The 23,021-nt window shown below is 61.6% G+C and carries 16 protein-coding genes; 2 read left to right on the forward strand and 14 right to left on the reverse strand.

All coding sequences use genetic code 11. From position 1 onward, the window contains the following. Nucleotides 1-55: 55 nt before the first annotated feature. The gene (locus ACJ8J5_RS09095) at nucleotides 56-616 is read right to left on the reverse strand and encodes a fimbrial protein (RefSeq protein ID WP_147823588.1); all 561 of its coding nucleotides are present in this window, start codon (nucleotides 614-616) and stop codon (nucleotides 56-58) included. A 479-nt stretch (nucleotides 617-1,095) separates the two neighbouring features. Between ACJ8J5_RS09095 and ACJ8J5_RS09100 the strand changes: the two genes are divergently transcribed. Then, nucleotides 1,096-1,800, forward strand: a complete 705-nt coding sequence (locus ACJ8J5_RS09100; RefSeq protein WP_442516873.1) for a winged helix-turn-helix domain-containing protein — start codon at nucleotides 1,096-1,098, stop codon at nucleotides 1,798-1,800. Between the two features lie 66 nt (nucleotides 1,801-1,866). On the opposite strand, the gene ACJ8J5_RS09105 is transcribed toward ACJ8J5_RS09100, so the two are convergent. The 11 genes from ACJ8J5_RS09105 to fes all read right to left on the reverse strand — a co-directional run bounded on the left by ACJ8J5_RS09105 (nucleotide 1,867) and on the right by fes (nucleotide 16,150). Then, nucleotides 1,867-2,358, reverse strand: a complete 492-nt coding sequence (locus ACJ8J5_RS09105; RefSeq protein ID WP_197781681.1) for a hypothetical protein — start codon at nucleotides 2,356-2,358, stop codon at nucleotides 1,867-1,869. Then, nucleotides 2,339-3,073 (reverse strand): winged helix-turn-helix domain-containing protein, encoded by a 735-nt coding sequence (locus ACJ8J5_RS09110; protein ID WP_230201419.1) that lies wholly within the window; start codon nucleotides 3,071-3,073, stop codon nucleotides 2,339-2,341. The genes ACJ8J5_RS09105 and ACJ8J5_RS09110 overlap by 20 nt, the downstream gene beginning before the upstream one ends. A gap of 325 nt (nucleotides 3,074-3,398) precedes the next feature. Then, nucleotides 3,399-4,019, reverse strand: a complete 621-nt coding sequence (locus ACJ8J5_RS09115) for a DUF2238 domain-containing protein (RefSeq protein WP_049204134.1) — start codon at nucleotides 4,017-4,019, stop codon at nucleotides 3,399-3,401. A gap of 122 nt (nucleotides 4,020-4,141) precedes the next feature. Beyond that, nucleotides 4,142-5,206 (reverse strand): 7-bladed beta-propeller protein YncE, encoded by a 1,065-nt coding sequence (gene yncE / locus ACJ8J5_RS09120; RefSeq protein ID WP_060433936.1) that lies wholly within the window; start codon nucleotides 5,204-5,206, stop codon nucleotides 4,142-4,144. Between the two features lie 61 nt (nucleotides 5,207-5,267). After that, nucleotides 5,268-6,128, reverse strand: a complete 861-nt coding sequence (locus tag ACJ8J5_RS09125; protein WP_004930014.1) for an isochorismatase — start codon at nucleotides 6,126-6,128, stop codon at nucleotides 5,268-5,270. Nucleotides 6,129-6,131: 3 nt separating this feature from the next. Next, nucleotides 6,132-7,760, reverse strand: coding sequence for a (2,3-dihydroxybenzoyl)adenylate synthase (locus tag ACJ8J5_RS09130; protein WP_060433935.1), 1,629 nt, complete (start codon nucleotides 7,758-7,760; stop codon nucleotides 6,132-6,134). Nucleotides 7,761-7,767: 7 nt separating this feature from the next. Beyond that, nucleotides 7,768-8,973, reverse strand: a complete 1,206-nt coding sequence (locus ACJ8J5_RS09135; RefSeq protein ID WP_147823591.1) for an isochorismate synthase — start codon at nucleotides 8,971-8,973, stop codon at nucleotides 7,768-7,770. A gap of 212 nt (nucleotides 8,974-9,185) precedes the next feature. Then, the gene (entS, locus tag ACJ8J5_RS09140; protein ID WP_033649954.1) at nucleotides 9,186-10,442 is read right to left on the reverse strand and encodes an enterobactin transporter EntS; all 1,257 of its coding nucleotides are present in this window, start codon (nucleotides 10,440-10,442) and stop codon (nucleotides 9,186-9,188) included. A 176-nt stretch (nucleotides 10,443-10,618) separates the two neighbouring features. Continuing rightward, nucleotides 10,619-14,563 carry an enterobactin synthase subunit F gene (locus ACJ8J5_RS09145; protein ID WP_334274224.1) on the reverse strand — a complete coding sequence of 1,315 codons (3,945 nt, stop codon included), beginning with the start codon at nucleotides 14,561-14,563 and terminating at the stop codon, nucleotides 10,619-10,621. A gap of 32 nt (nucleotides 14,564-14,595) precedes the next feature. Continuing rightward, nucleotides 14,596-14,802, reverse strand: a complete 207-nt coding sequence (locus ACJ8J5_RS09150) for an MbtH family protein (RefSeq protein ID WP_048325765.1) — start codon at nucleotides 14,800-14,802, stop codon at nucleotides 14,596-14,598. Beyond that, nucleotides 14,777-16,150: an enterochelin esterase gene (gene fes / locus ACJ8J5_RS09155; protein ID WP_164100208.1), complete on the reverse strand. Its 1,374-nt coding sequence runs from the start codon at nucleotides 16,148-16,150 to the stop codon at nucleotides 14,777-14,779. The genes ACJ8J5_RS09150 and fes overlap by 26 nt, the downstream gene beginning before the upstream one ends. A gap of 284 nt (nucleotides 16,151-16,434) precedes the next feature. Between fes and ACJ8J5_RS09160 the strand changes: the two genes are divergently transcribed. Continuing rightward, the gene (locus tag ACJ8J5_RS09160; RefSeq protein WP_334274225.1) at nucleotides 16,435-18,729 is read left to right on the forward strand and encodes a TonB-dependent siderophore receptor; all 2,295 of its coding nucleotides are present in this window, start codon (nucleotides 16,435-16,437) and stop codon (nucleotides 18,727-18,729) included. 58 nt (nucleotides 18,730-18,787) lie between these two features. Here ACJ8J5_RS09160 and ACJ8J5_RS09165 read toward each other — a convergent pair whose 3' ends face one another. Beyond that, complete coding sequence (locus tag ACJ8J5_RS09165) at nucleotides 18,788-20,020, reverse strand: YncE family protein (RefSeq protein ID WP_025304962.1); 1,233 nt, start codon at nucleotides 20,018-20,020, stop codon at nucleotides 18,788-18,790. Nucleotides 20,021-20,067: 47 nt separating this feature from the next. After that, complete coding sequence (locus ACJ8J5_RS09170; protein ID WP_334274226.1) at nucleotides 20,068-22,977, reverse strand: condensation domain-containing protein; 2,910 nt, start codon at nucleotides 22,975-22,977, stop codon at nucleotides 20,068-20,070. Nucleotides 22,978-23,021 lie beyond the last annotated feature (44 nt).

Genomic DNA, 23,021 nt, shown 5'->3' on the forward strand with positions numbered 1-23,021 from the left:
TCTGGGGAAAAGCATGCGGGCTACCCCGCATGCTGGCATTATTCAGATAAAGCGCTTATTGATAGTTCAGCGCGAAGTTAACCACGCTGGTGAATGCACCCGGAACGATAGTATCCAAAGCGCCACCATTACCTTTCAGGAAGGCGGTGAATTTCAGATCTGCTGTTTCCTGGCCCGCTTTAATACCCTGACCTGCGGTCGCCTTGCCCAACTCAATCACGGCATTACCGTTTTCGTCATCGGTCATAACGATACTCGCCCCTTTAGCAGTGCTGCCGCTGCCAAACCCGATCATTTTATTATCGTTACCGGCCGCGCCACCAGGCTGACCGGTGAAGGTGGTCTGCACTGTCTTCTGTGTGGCGCTGGTGCAGTCTTGCAGCTTAATGGTAACCGGCTGTTTTAATTGAGACTCACGGCCGTCCTTCAGGCTCAGGTTGGAGATTTGCCCCATTTCAACAGTTTGATCGATATCGCCCGGAGCGATAGAGCATGGTGCATCGATGATTTCACCGTTGAAAGTGACGGTACCGCTACCCTGATTCGCAGCCTGGGCCATCATAGAAGAAGCGCCGAAGGCCAATACCGCTGCAATCATAATTTTGTTCAGTTTCATAGAGATTCCTTACATTCCTTAGTAAGTAGTGGAGAAGAATTAAATCCTTAAGTCACGCATGCAATGCAGCAGTTTTATTCCTGAGATTTCTGAGCATTGTCTCCGTGGCTAATACGCTGCGTTTCCGCGCCCCGTATCAGTGGAAACAAATTTACACTTAGCGCCTTCCATTTGAAACGTTATGTCGCAAAAATACAAAAACACAGGATTATTATCGATAAAATAATAATTAAATAGATTAAAATCACGATAAATAGGATTTAATTATCAGTATTTATATTAAAAAACTTGTAAGCAGATAAACATTTCATTTCAATTACACGAATAAAGAGAAAAATCCCATTGCCCTGCAACTCAAGGGATTGAAAAAAGTACACAGAGGTCTCAGAATAATCTCTCGACAGGAAAGTTGACGGGTAAATAAAATGATTTTCATTATAAATGAGAGCATCCTCTATAACGAGGAGGAAGGCACATTGATGCATGTCGATAATGCCAGCAATAAAATAGCTTTACTGAAGCCGACCAGCAGACTGCTTTCGTTGTTCATCAAGAATAATAATAAGCTGTTGTTGCGAGAGAGGTTGCTTAATGATGTTTGGGTCGATTATGGGCTGAAAGCCTCCAACAATAACTTAAACAATTACGTTTCCGGGTTACGTAAATCACTGGCGCAGTTTGGCGCCGAGGAGATTATCGTCACCTATCCACGTCAGGGGTTTAAATTTATTGCTCGAAACATTCATGAAGCGAATGAAAATAAGGTGGAAATATATAGAGAAGAAAAGCACCGTGAAACGGAAATAGCGTCTACGCCGCCCCCCGGGACTTCTCCCCCCAGCATCCGACGAGCATTACAACGCTTAATAATGATTGCCGCTGCCTGTCTGGTGCCTTTTGCCATCATTGTGCTGTATCAAAACAGCACGCGTATCAGCGTTTATCCACTTGGGAATTACCAAAGCTGCCAGGTGTACAGTATGACTTTAGGTGGAGGAAGCCTGGAGAACATCAAGCAGGTGATACAACAGGCGGGCTTCAATTGCCGTACGCGGGCCGACGTCTATTATTACGCTAACATTCTTAATGAGAGCACTAACCAGGATGAACAGCAGGTCACCTACTGCCCGCGTACCGGTAACAGCCCTTGCATCAATAATTATATAGCCGGCAATCAACCTTAATCTTTTCGCTCTTGATACCCAGGGTCAGAGACAACATCGGCCCCCCGGTAATTCTGGGGGGGACCGTTATGCGCCAGTCACGCAGACAAAAAGCGGCGAATGGTTATCAGTAAACAGATAGTGATGCCGATCGATACGCTCGATGCGCATATGCAACTGCTGCCCGGCGATAGGCAACCGGCGATTCATATCCTCGCGAACGACAGAGTCCTGCGGCTTGCGGGTATTTTTCGTTACCCACATGGTGTAGTTGCTGCCGCGACGCTGGTAACTCATTTCCACGGAGCGATCGACCACATAACGTGTATCACCATCAAAAAAACTGCCGCTCATCAACATAGTGAGCTGTCGCGCGCCCTCAGGCACGATGCTCACCAGCAGCACACGCTCCATCGCCGCATCTTTATCCTGATTATGCACCCGCATCGACGCCCGGCATTCCGGCACCTGCGGCATAGCGAACAGCACATAAGCGGCGACGCAACAGCAGGCCAGCGCCGCAAAGACTAACAGCGCGTAACGGTAATGCCATATCCGGTTATTTTTCCAGACTTTCATAGTAGTTCTCGCATTGCGCTTTGCCCGCCGCCATCGCCGTCTGCGGACAATAAAAGAAGTAAGAAGATCGCACGCGTTCTGCGCTGCCTGGTACCACCGACTGGCTGTCGTAATAAAGCAGCGTCGCCGGTTCACTACAGTGAATATGATTTCGTTTATCCAGCAACGTTTGCAAGTGCGCCAAATCCGCCTTGCCGGAACCGGTCTTATGATAAGAAGCGATGAACTTCACCTCACAGCTGCCGATGTTGCCTACGCTTACCGTGCTGATCGGCGCATAGCCGGCGTCCTGCCAGGCCCACAGACCGCTCCCCGCCGCCAACAGCAGCAACGCGGCCAACCCGAGGCGCTTAAATCGCTGCGCTCGCAGCGGCTTGGTCGGCAAGGCGCTTTCTGCAGCCGCCGGGATCGGCATCTCCGACGAACTCTCCGACAGGCTGTCCGTCGTCTTCAACGAAGTGGCGGTAAACATAAATCCCTGGCGCGGCAGCGTGACGATAATCTCGTCCTCGCCCAGGGCGGCGAACATCTTGCGCAGGATGGAAATGGTGTTATTGAGGTTATTGCCGGAGGCCACCTGGCCGTGCGCTTCCCATACCTGCGTCAGCAGGGTATCGCGGGAGAGCACCAGGTTATTGTTTCTGACCAATGTGGACAGCAGGCGGTTCAGGGTGGCGGTGAGCGGTTGAGGCGGTAGCTCAGCATTGATATCCACCAACTCTGATCTATCTTCATGATATTTAATCTTATTATTAATTATGTATCTCATTATTCCCCGCTCAAAAAACTAATTAATAATAATTAGCCCTTGTTAAACATGAGAATAGTAGCACACGGCGCGAGTTAAGAAAATTCCTAGAGAAACGCATAAAAAGCTAAATAATCATAAATATAAGAAATAACATTGTGCTGTCTCACAGGGTGCCAAACATTTAACTGATGATTATCTATTTCTTATCATGTCGACATTAAAATGCCGCCCGGAAAATACTGGGCGGCACGAGAAGTCGCTATTTTCACTAGGCTTAACGCAACAAGGCTTACTCTTTTAAACGCCGCAGTTGCCTACCCTGCCAGCCACCGAACAGCCACTGGCCGGCTATCGCGCCGAGCAACGCGCAGAACATATCGGACTGCGTGTCCCACGGGTCGCCCTGGGTGCCGAGAAACTCGTCGGCGCCCTGGCCCAGCGCCAGTGCCGCCCACCACTCGATCAACTCATACACCGCGCTGATCGCCAGCGCGATGCAGCACACCACGAAGCCCAGCATCTTGCGGCCCTGCACATAACCGCCGCGCAGCAGGATCTCGCGCGCCGCCAGCGCCGGCACCAATCCCTGGAAGAAATGCCCCAGTTTGTCGTACGGGTTGCGGCCAAGATCCAGCCACTGCTGCACCTCAAAGCCCAGCGGCACGCGAGCATAGCTGTACATGCCGCCGAAAATCAGGATCAGCGCATGGAAGAAAATCAGCGTGTAGAGCAGCGGCGTCAGCGGATAACGGCGATGGGTCAGCCACAGCAACGGCAAAACAATCAATACCGGCGCCACCTCCATCAACCAGGTGGTGCGATCGTAGGGGCTGATGCCGCTGTGGATCAGCGCGGCCAGCAGCAGCAGGGTAATAACGGACAACAACAACGGTGTGCGTGAGGCAGGCATAACCCACGTTCCTTCGGATCAATAAGGCAATCCACACTTTATACCGCAGATCGCACGGCGAAAAAAAAAACAGGCGGAGCGTCGCCGCTTCGCCTGTTCGAGGGGGTTTACCCTGCGCGGGATTATTTCAGCGCTACGCGGATCACGTCGTCCGGCGCGGTCGCTTCTTTCTCGCGGCTGGAAGCCTGCTTGACGCTAACGTACAGCGTCTGGCCGTCCGGCGACAGCGCCAGGCTGTTCGGGTGGGTCGGCGTCTTGATGGTGTTCAGCACCTTGTAGCTCTTGGCGTCGATCACGCTCACTTCACCCGCCTGGCGATGGGTCACGTAAACTTCATTGCGCGCCGGGTTGAACAGCACCGCCAGCGATTCCGGCACGTCGATCTTGCTCAGGATGTTGCCGCTGCGGGTATCCACCACCAGCACCTGTGGCTGCTTGGAATCGGTGATGAACGCGCGATGGGTGGCGGTATCCAGGCTGATGTTCAGGAAGAAGTGCTCTTTGGACTCATCCAGCTTCTTGCGCGACAGCACCTTGTTGCTCTGGGTATCGATGGTCACCAGCTCGCCGTCGGCGTTAGTGACGTACAGGCGCTTGGCGGCGGCGTCCAGCGCCAGGCCGGTGCCGTATTTGCCGGTGTCGGTCACGGTGGCACGCAGGGTCAGATCCTTGCCGTCCACCACCCACACCACGCTGGATTCACCCAGCCCGGTAATGTACAGGGTATCGCTGTCGGCATCCGCCACCAGCTCGCGCGGCGCCAGCGGCTTGACGGTCTCGGAACGCTGGCGCGCGTCCAGCACCAGGCGGCCTTTCACGTCGCCGGTCTTGGCGTCGATGGCGGTCACCGAGTTATTGACCGTGTTGCCGAAGAACAGCGTGCCGGTTTTAGCGTTGACGGCGGCGCCAAACGGCTTGATGTCGTTATGAATAATCTGGGTCACGTCCAGCGTGGTCGGGTCCAGGCGGTAAACGATGCCACCCTTGTCCAGCTTGCGGCTCTGCGACGTCGCCAGGTAGAGCGCGTTCTCGCTCGGGCTGTAGGCCATTTCATAGGCGCCCTTGCCGACCGGTTTGCGCAGCACTTCCGGCGCGGTCTGCGCCAGCAACGAGTTGGAGAACAGCAGTGTGGACAGCAGCATCAGCGGAAATGCCGCACGTTTTCCCTTGGTGATCAAAGCATTCATCGAAATCTCCTTATAGAACCAACGGGGCAGCCGAGCGGCCGCCCTCTCATCGTTATTAAAATCAGGCTTTCTCTTCGGAAAGCAGCGCCCACCAGCTGTCGATGGTCGGGTTGCGCGCCAGCGCGATAAAGTCGATGTCGCCGCGGATCTTGCGCCAGCGGGTCGCCAGCTCCATGATGCGCACCGAATCCAGACCGTAATCGATCAGGTTCTCATCGTTGCCCATGTCTTCGCTGTCTTCGTCCAGCAGCGGCAGGATCTGCTGACGCAGCGCGTCGATGCTGGCGATGCCGGCCGCCGGCAGCAGAGACGCGGTGGTCACCACCCGGCCGCAGCGGCCGGCGGTATAGCGCAGCGCCATCAGGTGTTCGTCGCGCGAGAAGTCCGCCAGGCCGTCGGCCACCATGAACGGCTGGATGTTGCGCATGAAGGCGTCGATGGCGGTGGTCAGGCAGCCGATGTGCGCATACACGCCGCAGATGATCAGCTGATCGCGGCCGGACTCCTGCAGGATCTCCTGCAGCGGCGAGCGGTGGAAGGCGCTGTAGCGCCATTTCACCAGCACCGTGTCGTCTTCGTCCGGCGCCAGCGCGGCGGTCACCGCCTGCTGCTCGGGGTGTTTGTTCAGGCCCGGCCCCCACATGTCGTTCAACAGCGCACGGTCTTCATCGCTCTGCTGGTTCGGCTGCGCGGTATAGAACACCGGAATGCCCTGCTGTTTGCAGTAGCGGCGCAGGTTGGCGATGTTCTCCACCACCTGTTTGATCAGCGCGCTGTCTTCGCCCCAGAAATTGAGGAAATACTGCTGCATATCGTGGATCAGCAGCGCGGCGCGCTGCGGTTCTACCTGCCAGGTGACTTTATTTTGCGGCAGTTCGTCCGCCGTCGGCAGCGCGTAGTCATTAAGTTTTGGAATGGCCATCGATTAATCTCCCTGAGCCTGAGTCTGTAGTTGCTCGTCGAGCTGCTGACGCAGCCGTTTTTTGTCCACTTTGCCGACCGGAGTCAGCGGCAGGCTGTCCACCTGAATAAAGCGATCCGGCAGTTTGAAGTCCGCCACGCCCTGTTCGCGCAGGTGGCGGCGCAGCACCACCGGCTTCAGCGGCGCGTTGGCGATGATATAAGCGCAGCTCTTCTCCCCCATCAGCGCGTCCGGCATCGACACCAGCGCAGCGTTGATCACGTCCGGATGACGCAGCAGCAGGTTCTCGATTTCCTCGGCGGCGATCTTCTCCCCGCCGCGGTTGATCTGGTCTTTCTGCCGCCCCTGCACGGTGATGTAGCCGTCTTCGCTGATGCTGATCAGATCGCCGGAGCAGTAGAAACCGTCGGCGTCGAAGGCATCGGCGTTGTGCGCCGGGCTCTGGTAGTAACCGCGGAAGGTATAAGGCCCGCGCGTCATCAACCGACCGACCTCGCCCGCCGGCAATGAATTGCCGTCGTCGTCCGCCACCCACACTTCGTCATCCGGCGACATCGGCCGCCCTTGCGTCGTCAGGATGTGGCGCTCGTCGTCGTCCAGCCGGGTGTAGTTCACCAGCCCTTCCGCCATGCCGAACACCTGCTGCAGTTGGCAGCCGATTTCGTTCTGAATACGCGCCGCCAGCGTTTCGCCCAGCTTGGCGCCGCCCACCTGCAGCAGTTTCAGGCTGGCGAGCTGGGCATTGCCGCCCCACTCTTCGATCGCCTGCAGCCACAGCGTGACCGCCGGCGGCACCAGCGCCGTCACGTTGATTTGGTGCTGTTCGATCAGGCGGAAGCACTGCCCGGCGTCCGGATCGGCGGCGAACACCACCAGCCCCGCGCCATAAAACACGCCCAACACGCCTGGCGAGCTCATCGGGTAGTTGTGCGCCACCGGCAGCGCGCACAGATAGCGGGTCTGCGCGTCGAAACGGCAGATCTCCACGCTGCGGCGAATGCTGTAGTAGTAGTCATTGTGGGTACGCGGGATCAGCTTCGGCGTACCGGTGCTGCCGCCGGAAAGCTGGAAGAACGCCACCTGATCGGCCGCAGAAGGCTGCGCGACGAAACCGTCGCTGGCTTCGTCCAGCCAGGCGGCCAGCGCCAGCTCACCCTCAGGCTGGCTGCGCAGTGCCACAACCCGCAACGAAGGATGCGCATCGCGGAAGGCGTTCAGGAATTGATCGTCGGCAAACAGCCCGTGCTGGCGATCGGCGATCAGCAGCGCCGGTTTGATCTGCTCGGCATAGGCATTCAGCTCGCTGCGCTGATGGCTGAACAGCGCGTTGACCGGCGCCACGCCAATTTTCAGCAGCGCGAAGAACACGATATAGAACTCCGCCACGTTGCCCAGTTGGACCAACGCGGTGTCGCCGGATTTCACGCCGCGGCGCAGCAGAGCGGCCGCCAGGCGATCGGAACGCAGCTGCAGCTCGCGGTAGGTCAGGCTGCCCTGGGCGTCGATAATCGCCGGGGCGTCGTTGTTGGCCTGGCGGTCGAGGATCTCGGTCAGCGGCTTGTCAGTCCAGTAGCCGCGTTCGCGATAGCGGCTGGCGAACTCCGCCGGCCAGGGGGTAAAGGCAATGCTCATCTTGTCGTTATCCTTGATTCATACCAAAGGCACGCAGAATAGTGCTGAGTTTGGTGCCTGTTTCATGCCATTCAGATTCGGGTGAAGAGTCTTCCACGATGCCGGCGCCGGCGAACAGCCGTACCCGGTTGCCGTCAACGGTGCCGCAGCGGATAGTCACAACCCACTCGCCGTTGCCTTCGTCGTCGCACCAGCCGACGATGCCGCCGAACAGGCCGCGATCGAACGGCTCCAGCTTGCCGATCAGGGCGTGCGCCTCGGCCGTCGGCATGCCGCACAGCGCCGGCGTCGGGTGCAGCAGGCAGGCCAGCGACAGGGCATTTTCGTCTGGAGACGCCGCCTCGCCGTCGATCGGCGTGGAGAGATGCCACAGCGTCGTGGTGGTCAGCAGTTCAGGGGTTTGCGGCACGTTCAGGTAGCGGCAGCGGCCGGCCAGCACGTCACGCATGCTTTCGGTGACGATGCGATGCTCATAGCGATCTTTCGCCGAGGCCATCAGCCGCTCCCCCACTTCGCGATCGCGCTGCGGGTCGGCCTCGCGCCGGGCGGAACCGGCCAGCGGGTTAGAATAGAAACGGCCGTTGTCCTGGCGCAGCAGCAGCTCCGGGCTGGCGCCCAACAGCGCACCCTGCTCCAGCGGCACATGGAAATGGAAACCGTGCGGGTTCTGGGCAATCACGCGCGCCATCAGCGCATGGCGATCCACCGGCTGGCGCGTTTCGATCTCCAGCAGGCGCGACAAGACCACTTTATCCAGCTCACCGGCCTTCATCGCGTCGACGGCGTCGCTGACCATGTTCATAAACGGCTGCTGCGGCGGCAGCTCCGTCACGCCGGCCAGTTCAGGGCCGTTCGCCGGCGGCCGAACGCCGGCCATAAAGGCGGCGCGATCGAACCAGCGGCTCTGCTGCGGAATAAACAGCGCCGAAGGCTGCCGGGTATCGAACGGGATGGCACCGCACAGCAGCGGTTTTTTGATACCGGCCTGACGGGCCTCGGCAAACGCCTGCCGCACGCTGCGCTGGAACTCGCCGTTCAGGTCGGCGCCGTCTGCGGCCGGCAGGCGAATGCGGCTGAAACAACCGGTAGTGGTCAAGCTGCGGAAAGGAGAGGTAAAGAAGAAGCCCGACGCCGGAGAAAAATCAGCGGCGAACCGGTGTTCTTCGCACTCCTGCATTTCCTTTCGATTGATGTCGTTCACGGCAGTATCCATCGCTTCGCCCTCAAGGATTTGAAGTGATAACCAATATAATAATGATTATCATTTGAGTTAATTCCGCGCTAAATTACTCGCCGATATTTGCTATGTCAATAAACGTAAGCACTTCTTTCATTTCGAAATCATGACATAAACGCTGTGGGTTTTACGCATGCCGATGATAAGCATTGCTATTTGATCCCACAGCGTTGTCTTAACGCGTTCGACTACTTTTCTGTGGCGGGCTGCGGCTCCGGTTTGTGCAACGTCACCTGGCGCAAACCGGTCATGGCGAACAGCAACAGGATGCCGAGCAGCGCGGCGCCGAAGCCGAAACCGCTGGCGCTCATCGCCGGCAGCATGAAGGCGCCCATCGCCCCCAACAGCAACGCGCCCAGCGCATCGCCCACCACGTTTTGCGCCGTCCACAGGCCGTTGATGCGGCCGAGGAAGTTGTCCGGCGTCAGGCTCTGGATCAGGCCGTATTGCAGCAGCGAGTTCAGCGCGCTCAGGTAGCCGAACGCCACCAGGCACAGCAACGCCAGGCTGTACCACGGCATCAGGCCGAACAGGCCAATGGCGGCGAACGCCGCGATCGCCGTCAGCAGCATCACCCAGCCGGGGCGCGCCACGTGCGCCACGCGCCCGCTGGTGAACGCACCGATGGCCGCGCCGAGCGGCACGGCGGCGTACATATAGCCGAGGTGGGCAGCGTCGATGTGCCAGCTCTCCGCCATCGCCGGGTACAGCACGCGCACCGCGCTGGCCATGGTCAGCAGCGCGCCGATCAGCGCCACCATGCCGATCACCTTGTTCTGGAACAGGAAGGCGAAGCCGCCCGCCAACGCGCGCAGCGGGTGTTCACGCGGCTGCGGCGGCGGCATCAGCTGCGGCAGGCTCAGCAGCGGCAGCAGCGTCAGCAGGGTGCCAAACGCCGCCAGGCCGTAGTTCCAGGCAATGCCCATGTGGGCGATCACCAGGCCGCCAATCGCCGGGGAAAGAATCGAGCCGAAGCGCACCGTCAGCATGCTGATGGCGCCCGCCTGCACGATGTTTTCGCGGCCCACCAGCGCCGGCGTGGCCGCCAGCAGCGCCGTCACCCCCACCGCACCGAAGAAACCGTCCCACACCGCCAACAGATAAATGGCCGCCAGCGAAGGCGATGGCAACAGGGCATTGAGACACAGGCCGACGAAGCCGATGCCGCAGGTGGAGCGCGCGAACAGGATCAGCCGGCGCCGCTCATAGCGATCGGCCAATACGCCCCCCATCAGCAGCCCGGCGAACATGCCGCCGCCGGCCAGCGTCACCGCCAGCCCGACCTGCAGGGTGGAACCGGTCAGCGCCTGGATTTGCACCGGGATGGCGATCGCCATCAGCCCCAGCGCCACAATGGAGATAAAGCGCGCGCAGAATACCGCGCGGAAAGCCCGGTTGGTTTTCAGCAGGCTAAAATCAAGCAGGATGGAGGGTTTGCTACTCATCGGTTGTTCACCACATCTTTAAACGGGGATTCTGCAGTTGCGGGGCGCTATGCTAGCACAGATGACAAAATCAATAATGATAATAAAAATCATTGATATTCAATTGTGAGCAACCGCAAGAAACGCCGCCACACGCGGGGTAATCCCCGAGCCTGGCGGCGAGATGACGAGCGCGATTACAGCGTGCGCAAGATCCGGTTCAGCAGCGGCCCCAGCACTTTGAACGACGCCGGCGAAACGATATCGACATGCGCGCAGTCCAGCTCGTGCGCCTGCAGCGCATCGACGTACTGCGACCAGGTCTGCTGCACGTCCATCCCTTCCTGCAGCGTACGTTTGGCGACGAACAGCGTCGCCTGGCCATGGAAACGGGCGGTACGCGTGTGCGACAGCAACCGCACCGAATCGGCGTAGTTGGCTTCGATGTTGTCGAACATCGCCGTGCGCGTCTCGCCCAGCGCCGGATCGAGCGTATCCTGCGACACCGCCAGGAACTGCTCGCGCTCGCGCTGCACTTCCTTCAACACGTTGTCGTCCAGCATCACGTCCCAGTTTTGGGTCTCCGGCGGATAGGTATCCAGCAGACCGAGGAACGCCACCTGCTCACCGCGCGCCTGCAGCCGGGCGGCGATGCCCTGGGCCAGCGTGCCGCCCAGCGAGTAGCCGATGAAGTGGTACGGCCCGTGCGGCTGGACCTGCAACACCGTCTGCAGGTGGGCATCCACCACCTGATCCATATCTTCGCTCAGCGCCAGCGGGCCGTCCGGCCGCGGTGACTGAATACCGACCAGCGACCAGTGCTGATCGAGATAGCGTGGCAATACGCTGAACTGCCAGGAGAAACCGGACGCCGGGTGCAGACAGAACAGCGTCGGCCCCTCGGTGACGCGCAGCGGCAATACGCTGTCGAAGCCGCTGCGATCGGCCTCTTCCTGCGTGCGATCTTCCGCCAGCAAGGCAGCCAGTTGCTCGACGCGCGACGCCACCATCACCTGGCCGACGGACACCGCCTTGCCCAGATCGCGGCGCAACTCCGCCGCCAGCCGCATCGCCAGCAGCGAATGGCCACCGAGCGCGAAGAAGTCGTCATCGGCGAACACCTGCTCGCGCTGCAGCAAACGGGCGAACACCGCCGCGATCTCGCTTTCCAGCCCGGCCTGCGGCGGCCGTCCTGCCTTGCGCTCACCGCCCTGCGGCTGCGGCAAGGCCTTGCGATCCAGCTTGCCGTTGGCACTCAGCGGCAAATCACTCATTTCCACCAGCGCCACCGGCACCATGTGCGGTGGCAGACGGTCGGCCAGCGCCGCACGCAGGGCTTCCGCATCCCAGCTCGCGCCGGGCTGCATCACCAGATAACCCACCAGTTGGCGCGCATCGCCGCCGGCATCCACCGGCGTGCCCTGCAGCACCAGCGCGTGCGTCACCGCCTGGCGCACGCCCGGCAGCGACAGCAAGGCGTGGTCGATTTCGCTCAGCTCGATACGCTGCCCGCGGATCTTCAGCTGGTCATCACTGCGGCCCAAATATTCCACCGTGCCGTCCGGCAGCCAGCGCGCCACGTCGCCGGTGCGGTACATGCGCCCGCCCTCGCCGAACGGATCGGCGACAAAGCGGCTGGCGGTCAGATCCGGCCGGCCAAGGTAGCCGTGCGCCAGCTGCACGCCGGTCAGATACAGATCGCCCGCCACGCCCGGCGGCACCGGCCGCAGGCGCGCGTCAAGAATACGCAGCCCGGTGTTCCATACCGGCAGACCGATCGGCACGTTGGCGCCGGTCACTTTCGCCAGTGTGTCGCCGTAAGCCGGATGCCAGGTCACGTCCACCGCCGCTTCGGTCGGGCCGTAGAGGTTATGCAACGGCACCGCCGTGCGGCTTTGCCACAGGCGGCACAGCTCCGCCGGCAGCGCTTCGCCGCTGCAGAACACCTGGCGCAGCGCGGCGCAGTTCGCCACCGCCGCGTCGTCGTCCAGTGCGGCCACGAAAGCCGCCAGCATCGACGGCACGAAGTGCATCGTGGTAATGCGGTGTTGTGCGATCAGCTGTTGCAGCTGCTGCGGATCGCGATGCGCCTCCGGCGGCGCCATCACCAGCCGGGCGCCGACCATCAGCGGCCAGAAGAATTCCCACACCGAGACGTCGAAACTGCACGGCGTTTTCTGCAGCACCGCGTCGTCCGCCCCCAGCGGATACTGGTGTTGCATCCACAGTAGGCGGTTGACGATCGCCTGATGGCCGACCAGCACGCCTTTCGGGCGCCCGGTGGAGCCGGAGGTAAAGATGATATAGGCCGCATGGTCCGGCGTCGGGCCCGCGATCGCCACCCCGGCGGCGTGATCGGCCGCCAGCGGCGCGTCATACAGCAAGATTTCGCCCTTGTCGGCGAAACGCGCCTGCTGCGCCGGGTTAGTGATGACCAGCCGGGGCGCAGCGTCTTCCAGCATCATCGCCAGCCGCTCGTCCGGATAACCGGTGTCCAGCGGCAGATAGGCGGCGCCCGCTTCCACGATCGCCATCAACGCCAGCGACAGGAACACCGAACGCGGCAGCGCCACCGCCACGATGTCGCCCGGCCGCACGCCCTGCGCCACCAGCTCGCGCGTCAGCGCCATAACCTGCTCCCGCGTTTCGCGGTAGGTGAAATTGAAATGCGCATCCGCCAGCGCCGGTGCGTCCGGCGTGTTTTGCGCCTGCTGCGCCAGCAGCTGGCTCAGCGTGGTCGCCGGCACCGGGTGCGCCGTGTCGTTGACCCGCGCCAGCAGCGCGTGATCGTCGGCGGTCAGCATATCGGCTTCGCCGATCGGCAACGTTGCCTGCGCGGCGAACTGCGCCAGCAGCAGCGGCAATCGTTGCAGGTGCGCCTGCAGTTCCTGGCGGCTGTAACGCTCGGCGTTGGCCAGCAGTTCCACCTTCAGCTGATGGTGTTCGTCAATAAACAGCGCAATCTCCAGATCGCGCACCGGCCCGGAGGCCAGATCGTGGGTAATGCCTTCGATACCGGCGAAATCCAGCTGGTAATCGAACATTTTGAAGTTGAAGACCGTGCCGTACAGCGGTTCGCCGTCGCCGATGCGTCCCAGATCGCGCTGCACCTGTTCGGCGTCGTAGCGCTGATGACGGCGCACCGTTTTCAGCTCGCGGCTGATGCGGGTGGCGGCCTCATACAACGTGGCCTGCGGCTCGAGGTGCATCTCCATCGGCAACACGTTGATCACCGGGCCGGCGGCGCACAGGGCGGCCGATCCGGTGCGGCGCATGAAGATAAAACCGGCGCTGAAGCTCGGTTGGCCGCTCAGGCGCGATACCCACAGCGCCACCAGCGCCACCGCCATATCGGCGGCGTTCAGCTTCTGCTGCGCGCCACGCTGCACCAATTCGGCGAAGGCCTGCGGATCGCAGCGCTGTTCCAATCGATGGATACGCGGCGTGGGCGTTTGCCCGGCCAGCGGCTGCGGGCAGAGCGTGGCCGGCGGTGGCAGCTGCCGCGCTTTTTCGCCCCAGAAATCGGCGTCGCGTTGCCAGGCCGGCGCCTGCCGGTAAGCCTGGTATTCCGCCACCACGTCGCTGAACGCCGTGAAAGGCGTCGGTTCCAGCGCGTCGCCGCGGCAGAGATGGGAGTAAATCGCCGCCACGCGGCGAGCGATGGCGGTGAAGCTGAAACCGTCCACCAGCAAATGGTGATAACGCTGATACCAGAACCAGCGATCGTCCGCCAAACGCATCACCACATGGCGATACAGCGGTGCGCCGCTGCCGGCGCGCAGATCGCTTGCCAGATCGATGTCCATCAGCGCGCGCGCGGCGGCGTCGGGATCCGGCGACGTCGTCAGATCGACAAGTTCCGGCTCGTGCACCGCCAGCGCGTCGTCCAGCCATTGCACCGGCACGCCGTCGCGTTCCGCAAAACGCAGGCGTAGCATGTCCACCTCGCCCAGGCCCTGGATGATGGCCCGCAGCAGAGGCTCCACGGCGACAGGGCCGTTGAGTTCGATGGCATGAGCGACCGCGTAGGCATTGCGATGCGGGGAGATTTGATCGGCGACCCAGATGCCGGGTTGCGCCGCGACCAGCGGCCATTCGCCCGCAAGCGCCGGGCCGCTGAGAGAGTTAGGGGTGTGTGACACTGCTTATTGCTCCCGTGATTACCTGGCGCCGGTCACGCCTCGCGTGCTGCGACCGGCAGAATGTCTTGCCAATGCTGTTCCAGCCATTCGGCGCACGCGGTGCGCGCCGCCGGGCCAAAGACGATCGTCCACTCGGACGGAATGGCGCGGAAATCCGGCCACAAACTGTATTGTTGTTGTACGTTGCGCAGCACCAGGCTGCGCTGCTGTTGATCATCGAACGGATTCAGGCTTTCCATCATGTGTTCCTCGTGCCGTCGCCGATGCCGGGTAAGCGGTGGCGAAAGCGGAAGCCCAGACCGCCTGCAGCCCATCGGTCAGGCCACTGCGCCAACACAGCGCGTCGTGCCCGCCTTCCACCACCCGGTAGTGCACCCGATGGCCGGCGTCACTCAGGCGCACCGCCATTTCGCCGCTGACCCGGTGCACCAGCTTTTCCTGCGAACCGGCTTCCATAAATACCTTCAGCGCGCCGTGGTTGCCCAAACCGTGCCGTTCCACCTGCTGCATCAGCCAGCAGGCATCGTCGGGAATGCTCGGCAGCTGCAGCATGTCGCGCCGCGGCCACCAGTAGGAACCGGACTGGGTGATCACCGCGCCGAAGCGCTGCGGCCAGCGCAGCCCGGCATACAGGGAAGCCAGGCCGCCAAAGCTTTGCCCCGCCACCACCGTGTCGGCCGGTTTGTCGCTGTGCGGCGCCCAGTCGGCCAGCTGCGGCATCAATTCTTCCTGCACCGCCAGCCAGAAATCGTCCTTGCAGGTTAATTCTCGCGCCCGGTGCGGCAGATCAATGATGTCGATCAGCACATACACCGCTTCCGGCAACGCCCCCTCGCGGGTCAGCTGCATCAGCGGCTCCCAAACCGGCATCTGCTTCGCCCAGAACTGGCCGTCGAGCAGGATCGCGAGCGGGCGCTCGGCCGGCTTACTGTCGCCGGTCGTGTAGATCCAGACATCGCGGCTGTTGCCCAGGCGCTCGCTCCGCCAGGTATGGCGCTGCAAACGCGCCGGCAGCGGCGGCGTGCAGCGCCCGCTGGCGATCTCATACTCGTCGAACGAGCGCCATACCGGCTGCGGCGGCGCATCCGGCATGTGCAGGCCGGAGACGCTGTGGCCGCTGGCGCTTTGCCAGGAGCGATAAGGGTTGAGCAGATCGGGGGTGGCGCTGGCGAACACCTGATGCCACCAGTGGCGCAGGTTGTGCATGTTGGCGTGCGCATCGTCGCCGCTGAACGCCGGCGGCCGCTCGTCAAAACAGGGGATAAAGCAGTAGCTGCCGCGCCAGGCGCCGCTCAGCTCGGTCTGCCAGTACCACACGTCGGTACCGGCCAAACGCTGCAGGCTTTGCGGCGGATTCGGCTGGTGATGGTCGGTCAAGCAGTTAATGTTAATCCACACGCGACGGTAGGCGGAGGTCAATTCGCATCCCTGAGGATCGCGCCAGAAAAAGGTGGTTCGCCAGCGGCCGTTACCCGCCGGTTCTACCCATGGCGTACCGCGCCGTGCCACCGTCAACCACCACCCTGGACTGCCCGCATTGCTGCTGGCCAATAATCTGCTGCTTTCTGACTGTAGTTCTGTATTCACAACGCCTACCCATTTTGTAGTTGGCGGCACCGGGAACGTCGACTTTTCCCTATCGCCGGCCACCGCCCGAACGCACTGTACGCCAAATACTATTGATAATAATTTGCATTTGCAATAGTGTGTAAGGCTTGGAGATCGTGCTGGTATTGCGCGCAACGGACAGGGATCGGGGATACATCAATGGCATCCCTTGCCGCAGCCGATTTTCTATTTCCGACTACACAAAAACTACAACCGCCCTTCCCCCCGTTCGGCGAGGGATGGCAGCAAGGTAGGACACTCAAATGAAAAGCAAGCTATCACGTTATTCTTTAGCCACTCTTATCGGCTTGGGATTGGGCGCGTCCGCGTTCGCCAACGCCGCGCAGCAGACCGACACCCCCACCACGGAAGAAAACAGCGGCGCAGCGGATAAAAAGCCGCGCGGCGAAGACACCATCGTCGTGACCGCCGCCCGGCAGAACCTGCAGGCGCCGGGGGTGTCCACCATCACCGCCGACGAGATCAAAAAGCGCCCGCCGGCGCGCGACATCAGCGAACTGATCCGCACCATGCCCGGAGTTAACCTGACCGGCAACTCCACCAGCGGCCAGCGCGGCAACAACCGCCAGATCGATATCCGCGGCATGGGCCCGGAAAACACCCTGATTCTGATCGACGGCAAGCCGGCCTCCAGCCGTAACTCGGTGCGTCAGGGCTGGCGCGGTGAGCGCGACTCGCGCGGCGATACCGCCTGGGTGCCGCCGGAAATGATCGAACGCATCGAAGTGCTGCGCGGCCCTGCCGCCGCGCGCTACGGCAACGGCGCCGCGGGCGGCGTGGTCAACATCATCACCAAGAAGGCCGGCGATGCGCTGCACGGCTCGCTGAACGGCTATTTCAACGTACCGCAGCACAAGCAGGAAGGCGCCACCAAGCGCACCGACTTCAGCCTGTCCGGCCCGCTGAGCGACTCCCTGAGCTTCCGCCTGTTCGGCGGCTACAGCAAAACGCAGGCCGACGCCTGGGACCTTAACGAATCACACAAGTCCGAACGCGTGGGTACCTACGCCAACAGCGTCCCGGCCGGGCGCGAAGGGGTAGTCGATAAAAACATCGACGCCTTGCTGCACTGGGACTTCGCCCATCTGCAGTCGCTGGAGTTCGAGTACGCCTATGGCCGTCAGGGCAACCTGTACGCCGGCGATACCCAGAACACCAACACCAATGCCCTGGTGCAGAGCAACTACGGCAAAGAAACCAACCGTATCTACCGAGAGATCTTCGGCCTGACCCACCGCGGCGCCTGGGACAACGGCGTGAGCACCAACAACTACGTTCAGTTTGAACGCACCCGGAACACCCGTATAAACGAAGGGCTAGCCGGCGGTACCGAAGGCATCTTCGATGTCAACAATACCGGGTTCGGCACCACCAAGCTGGACGACTTCCTGGCGCACAGCGAAGTCAGCGTGCCGTTTGAGCTGGGCGTTTCGCAGACCGCCACGCTGGGCACCGAGTGGAGCCAGCAGCGGATGAAGGACGGCTCTTCTATCGCACAATCGCTTGAAGGCGCTAAAACCGGGGGAGCCATTGAAGGCGTATCCAGCAGCAATCGCAACCCTTATTCCTCCGCACATATCTTCTCGCTGTTTGCCGAAGACAACATTGAACTGACCGACACCACCATGCTGACGCCGGGCCTGCGTTACGATCTGCATTCAGAGTCCGGCAGCAACTGGAGCCCGGCGCTGAACCTGTCACAAGAACTGGGCGATTACTTCACGCTGAAGATGGGCATCGCGCGTTCGTACAAAGCGCCTAATCTATTCCAGACCAACAGCAACTACGTGTTATACAGCGCGGGTCAAGGTTGTACGACCGGTGATACCTTCGACGGCTGCTACCTGCTCGGCAACGACGATCTGAAGGCGGAGACCAGCGTCAATAAAGAGATCGGGCTGGAGTTCCATAACGAAGGCTGGCTGGCCGGCGTGACCTACTTCCGTAACGATTACCACAACAAGATTGAAGCGGGCACTTCTCGCATCGCCACCAGCAGTAAAGGTACAGCCGTCTACCAATGGGAGAACGTACCGAAAGCGGTGGTGCAAGGGCTGGAAGGCTCGCTGAACGTGCCGGTCAGCGAGACCGTCACCTGGAGCAACAACGCCACCTACATGATCGAGAACAAGAACAAGACCACCGGCGATTACCTGTCGGTGATCCCGAAGTTCACCGTCAACTCGACCCTCAGCTGGCAGGCCACGCAGGATCTGTCGATGCAGTCCACCCTGACCTGGTACGGCCGTCAGAAGCCGAAGAAGTACAACTACCAGGGTAAACCGGCCACCGGCGGCGAAACCCATGAGGTCAGCCCTTACGCCGTTGTCGGCGCCAGCGCGACCTATGATCTGACCAAAAACGTCAGCCTCACCGCCGGCATCGATAACCTGTTCGACAAGCGCCAGTTCCGCGCCGGCAACGCGCAGAACGTGGGCAATCCGAACACCGGCGCGATCAACATCGCCGGTGCGGGCGCGGCCACCTACAACGAACCGGGCCGTACCTACTACATGAGCATCAACACCCACTTCTGATGACATGACCCAACGAAAAAGGGGCGCCGCGGCGCCCCTTTTTACTTTCGCTCTCTCGTTACCTGGTGTGCAGCTGAATGCGCACCACGCTTTCCGGCTTGCCGGCCTTGGTGGAAGCGCCGTCGTTTTTCACCGTCACAAACAGCGCGTCACCTTTCGGATCCAACGCCAGGCTGTTAGGGTGCGGCGGCAGGTCTACGGTTTGCAGGCGCTTGAGCGTCTTGGCGTCGAACACCGTCAGCGTCCCGGCGCCATGATCCACGCGCACGCCTTTGCGGTTGGCGACATACAGCCGCTGGCTGCGTTCGTCGAGCAGCAGGCCGATCGGCACCTCATCCGTCAGCTCGCTGGCCAGCACCTTGCCGCTGTCCGCATCCAGCGCAAACACCCGGTGGCCGCTGCTGCGCTTCACGTAGTCGTGCCCCAGATGATGGTTGCGGTAGTCGTCGCGATCGATACCCTGATCGACGCCCAGCAGGCGATTGCTCGCCGGGTCATACACCAGGTTCAGCAGCTGATCGGCCTGCACTTCGTGCGTGGCGGTGATCGCCAGCGTGTCGGCGTTCAGGGTGATCACCTGCCCCTGCATGTTGGAGACGAATACCCGACGGCCCTTCTCATCCAGCGTGATGCCCACCGCGTTGTAGCCGAAGCCCGGGATCACTTTCTCCAGCTTGCCGGCTTTGGTATCGACCACGTACAGCACGCTGTCGACGCCAAAGCCCAGGCCCGGCAGGAACAGACGGCCGCTTTGCGCGTCATACTTGAGCTCGCGGAGGCGGTACAGGTAGTCCTCGGTGATTTTGAATTTCTTCAGCTCCGCCAACAGGAAGTCCAGGCGCTTGCCGCTGATGCCCGCCTGCTTGTAAGCCTGCTCCAGCACCGCTTTGTCCAGCAGCTTGATGCTGCCCAGCGCGTGGTTGGTAGTGGTGTCCACCACCCCGACTTCGCCGTTGAAGGCCTGCGTCAGGTACAGGCGATTGCCCGCGTCGTTCAGCGCCACGCCGAAGCCTTTCACCTGCAGTGGGATCTCTGCCTTGATCGCCAGGGTGTTGGGATCCAGCCGCAGCACGCGGGAGCGCGCCTCTTCCTTCCAGTCCGGCGCGCTGACGAACAGCGCCTGTTGCGAGGTGCTGTAGGCCATCTCCACCACCGTCGACGATAGCGCCTCGCGCTTGATGTCCTGCGGTTTGATGCCGACATCGTCCGCCTGCGCGGCGCCGGCGACCACCAGAGAGGCCGCCACCAGCAGCGACAGTAGCGCGCGCGGGGTTGCTAGGGTTCCAGACATCCTTTTATCTCCTTGAAAATCATGCTTTCGGTTAGAGTGAAACAACGTCATGCCTGCGGCCCGGGCGGCAGCGCCGCCAGAGCGATATCGCCAGCGATGTGCTGCGCAAACTGGGTAAAGACGTGCTGAACGCCATCGGCGATCAGATTGGCCTGCTCCCGGCTGTAGTGGTCCTGACGGTAGGTCATCATCACCCGCAGGGATTTCTTCCCGGCCAGATCGTCTTCCATCACCTCAAACTGCAGGCCGAGCAACGATTCGGCTTTCTCCGGCTCCACCTGACGGTAGGCGATCGTGCTGCCGTCCTGCAGCCGGAACTCGCCGTTCAGCTTGATGCGGCTGTGGATCTGGATGAACACTTCGAACATGTGGTTCTTGCGGTCGGCGTCCACGCCGAACAGCCCTTCTTCCACCAGATCGATCGGAATGTCGGTGTACGGCAGCGAGCCATTGATGGTGTTTTTCACCTGGCTGACCAACCCGGCCACCGTCAGCCCTTCATCAAAGCGCACGCGGTGCACCACCACGGTGGTGAAATAGCCGACGGTATCGAAGAACTCGGCGTCGTTACGGCCGGAAGTCGAGGTGCCCACCAGCAGATCCGCCGGGCCGCCCAGCAGACGCAGCGCCGAGGTAATCCCGGCATACACCACGTTGAACAGCGACGCGTTGTTGCGGCGGGCAAGCTGATACAGGCCTTCCGCCACGGCAGGATCGACCTCGAACTCCAGCCAGCCGCCGTTGACGTCCGCCGGTGCCGGCACCGCCGGATGGGTGGATGCTTCTTGCCGGAAGATCGGCTGGCCGACCGGCGCGCCGCGCAGCGCATCGAGCCAGTAGTCCAGATGTTGCTGCTGCACCCCGGAGGCCCGCTGCTGCCGGGCGAAAGTGTGGAACTGCGGCGGCTGCCCGCTCCACTGCGGCGCCTGGCCGACGACGCGATGGCGATAGGCGACGCCCAGCTCGTCCATCATCAGGTTGAGCGACCATTCATCCAGCACCACATGGTGGAACAGCAACGACAGCAGCTGTTGGCCGTTGTCCGCATCGCGCAGCAGCGTGGCGCGCAGCGGCAGCTCGGTGGCCAGATCGAACCGGTGCTGGCCGGCGTCGGCCAACAGGGCGGCGGCATTACCCGCCGGCGTCTCGTGAGAGAAGCGGAACCACTGATAATCCGGCAATTCTGCGGCCGGCACCACCACCTGCACCACCTCCCCCTGCTGCTCGACGAAGCGTGAACGCAGCACGGTATGGCGAGTCATGACGTCGATAAACGCCTGGTGCAGCGCCGTTTCGTCTACCGCATCGAAGAAGCGAAGAGAGAACGGCAGGTTGAAAATCTCGTCATGGCCGAAGGCTTCATACACCTTCCACAGCGATTCCTGCGCCAGCGACAGCGGCGCCTGCGCCCCCTCATGATCGTCGGCGATCGCTAGCGCGGCATTCGGCTGCGCAACGTTCAGGCGTTTGGCGTAGCCCGCCAACCCGCGCGCCGTCGGATGACTGAACAGATCGTTAATGTTGATTTCGATCTGATGCAGGCTCAGCAAGCGGCCGATCACCCGGGTAGCGACCAGCGAATGGCCGCCGCGATCGAAGAAGTCTTCATCCAGGGTCATTTCCGGCGCCACCAGCGCCTCACGGAACTCCTGCAAAATCAGCGGCGCAACGCTTTCGTCGGCGTCGCCGTTCGCCGCCGGCGCGGCCATCGCCGGGGAAACGGCCTCAGCCACCGGCAATGCGACGGCAATTCGCTGCCCGGCCAGGAACGCGCTGAACTGCTCCAGCAGGAAAGGCGCCGCGTGCGGAGACAGGCGCGGGTCGGTGACCAGCTCCAGCGTTAACGCTTCCGCTTCGGGCAAGCCCAATAGCAGCGCCAGTTCAAACGGCGTATGCAGCGGCGGCAGCAACAGGCGTTCGGCGTGAACGCCTTCCAGCCGCCACTCTGCGGCCAGATCGTCACGCCAGGCCACCAGCAACTGCGCCCGCTGCGGATCCGGCTGTTCAGCCACGGCCTGCGCCAGCAGCCGCTGCCCGACGTCGCCCTCGCCATGCTGCACGGTCAGGCGCATCAGCGGCGCCGCCGTCAGGCCCAGCTCCAGACCGACGCACTCTGCCGTTTCTGCGGCCGGCACGCACAGCTGCACCGCTTGGCCGCCGGCCTGCGCGGCGACGAACTCGGCAAACCGTGCCGCCACCGCCGCCAGCAAGGCCCGCGGCGTGTCGTTGGCGGGCAACAGCGAGCGATCAATGCGTGTGACCACGCGCGCGCCCACCGGCGGCAAGGCTTCAGTACGCTGCGCCGGGCTGCGGTAATCCTGCAGCGAGACCGCCTGGCGCGCCCAGGGCAGCTGTGGCGCAGGGATTTCCGGCAGCTCGACCGGCGCCGCCGCGAAAGGCAGAGGCATCGCATCTCCGTTATAGCGGGCGGACAGCATCGCCGGCAGATGGCGCCACGGCAGCGCTTCCGCCAGGATGTCATGCAATACCACGCCCAAAATCACGTCATCGGCAGGCGTGAGCAACAGCAGGCAGCGCAGCGGCGCTTCGCTTTCCAGTTCAAATGGCGCCGCCTGCACTTGCAGCAGACGACAAATGGCGTGTTGTTCATCAGCCACCTGACGCAGGCTCACCGGCAACGGCGCCGAATCGGCAGCGCGTTTAACCAAACCGTTTTCGTCATCAAAAACGTAACGCACGTTCACGCCCGGCGTTTCCCGCACCAGCGCTTGCAGCGCCGCCGTCAGTTGGGCGATATCCACCTCTCCCGTCAGGCGCCAGGCCATCGCCCGCTGCCCGCGTGCGTCACCCTGCTGCAGATGGGCAAACCATGCCCGCTCTTCGGCTTCGCTCACCGGCCGATCGCCGTTCGCCGACGCCGCGCCCAGCGCCTGAAACGCGCTCTCCAGCCGCTGGGCCTCTTCATCGCTCAGAATGCTGTCAAAATCACCGATCACTGCGTTATCTCCTTTGCCCGGCCGTGCCGGGATAGCGCATAAAA

Origin of the sequence: Serratia sp. CY43202 (assembly GCF_052168755.1) — a bacterium.
Taxonomy (GTDB): Bacteria; Pseudomonadota; Gammaproteobacteria; order Enterobacterales; family Enterobacteriaceae; genus Serratia; species Serratia bockelmannii.

Excerpts from the sequence above, each read along its gene's own strand:
- ACJ8J5_RS09125 (WP_004930014.1), bottom strand. The coding sequence starts at position 6,128 with ATGGCCATTCCAAAACTTAATGACTACGCGCTGCCGACGGCGGACGAA.
- ACJ8J5_RS09115 (WP_049204134.1), bottom strand. The coding sequence starts at position 4,019 with ATGCCTGCCTCACGCACACCGTTGTTGTTGTCCGTTATTACCCTGCTG.
- ACJ8J5_RS09160 (WP_334274225.1), top strand. The coding sequence starts at position 16,435 with ATGAAAAGCAAGCTATCACGTTATTCTTTAGCCACTCTTATCGGCTTG.
- ACJ8J5_RS09095 (WP_147823588.1), bottom strand. The coding sequence starts at position 616 with ATGAAACTGAACAAAATTATGATTGCAGCGGTATTGGCCTTCGGCGCT.
- ACJ8J5_RS09135 (WP_147823591.1), bottom strand. The coding sequence starts at position 8,973 with ATGGATACTGCCGTGAACGACATCAATCGAAAGGAAATGCAGGAGTGC.
- ACJ8J5_RS09100 (WP_442516873.1), top strand. The coding sequence starts at position 1,096 with ATGCATGTCGATAATGCCAGCAATAAAATAGCTTTACTGAAGCCGACC.
- ACJ8J5_RS09150 (WP_048325765.1), bottom strand. The coding sequence starts at position 14,802 with ATGGAAAGCCTGAATCCGTTCGATGATCAACAGCAGCGCAGCCTGGTG.
- entS (WP_033649954.1), bottom strand. The coding sequence starts at position 10,442 with ATGAGTAGCAAACCCTCCATCCTGCTTGATTTTAGCCTGCTGAAAACC.
- ACJ8J5_RS09130 (WP_060433935.1), bottom strand. The coding sequence starts at position 7,760 with ATGAGCATTGCCTTTACCCCCTGGCCGGCGGAGTTCGCCAGCCGCTAT.
- yncE (WP_060433936.1), bottom strand. The coding sequence starts at position 5,206 with ATGAATGCTTTGATCACCAAGGGAAAACGTGCGGCATTTCCGCTGATG.
- ACJ8J5_RS09105 (WP_197781681.1), bottom strand. The coding sequence starts at position 2,358 with ATGAAAGTCTGGAAAAATAACCGGATATGGCATTACCGTTACGCGCTG.
- ACJ8J5_RS09165 (WP_025304962.1), bottom strand. The coding sequence starts at position 20,020 with ATGTCTGGAACCCTAGCAACCCCGCGCGCGCTACTGTCGCTGCTGGTG.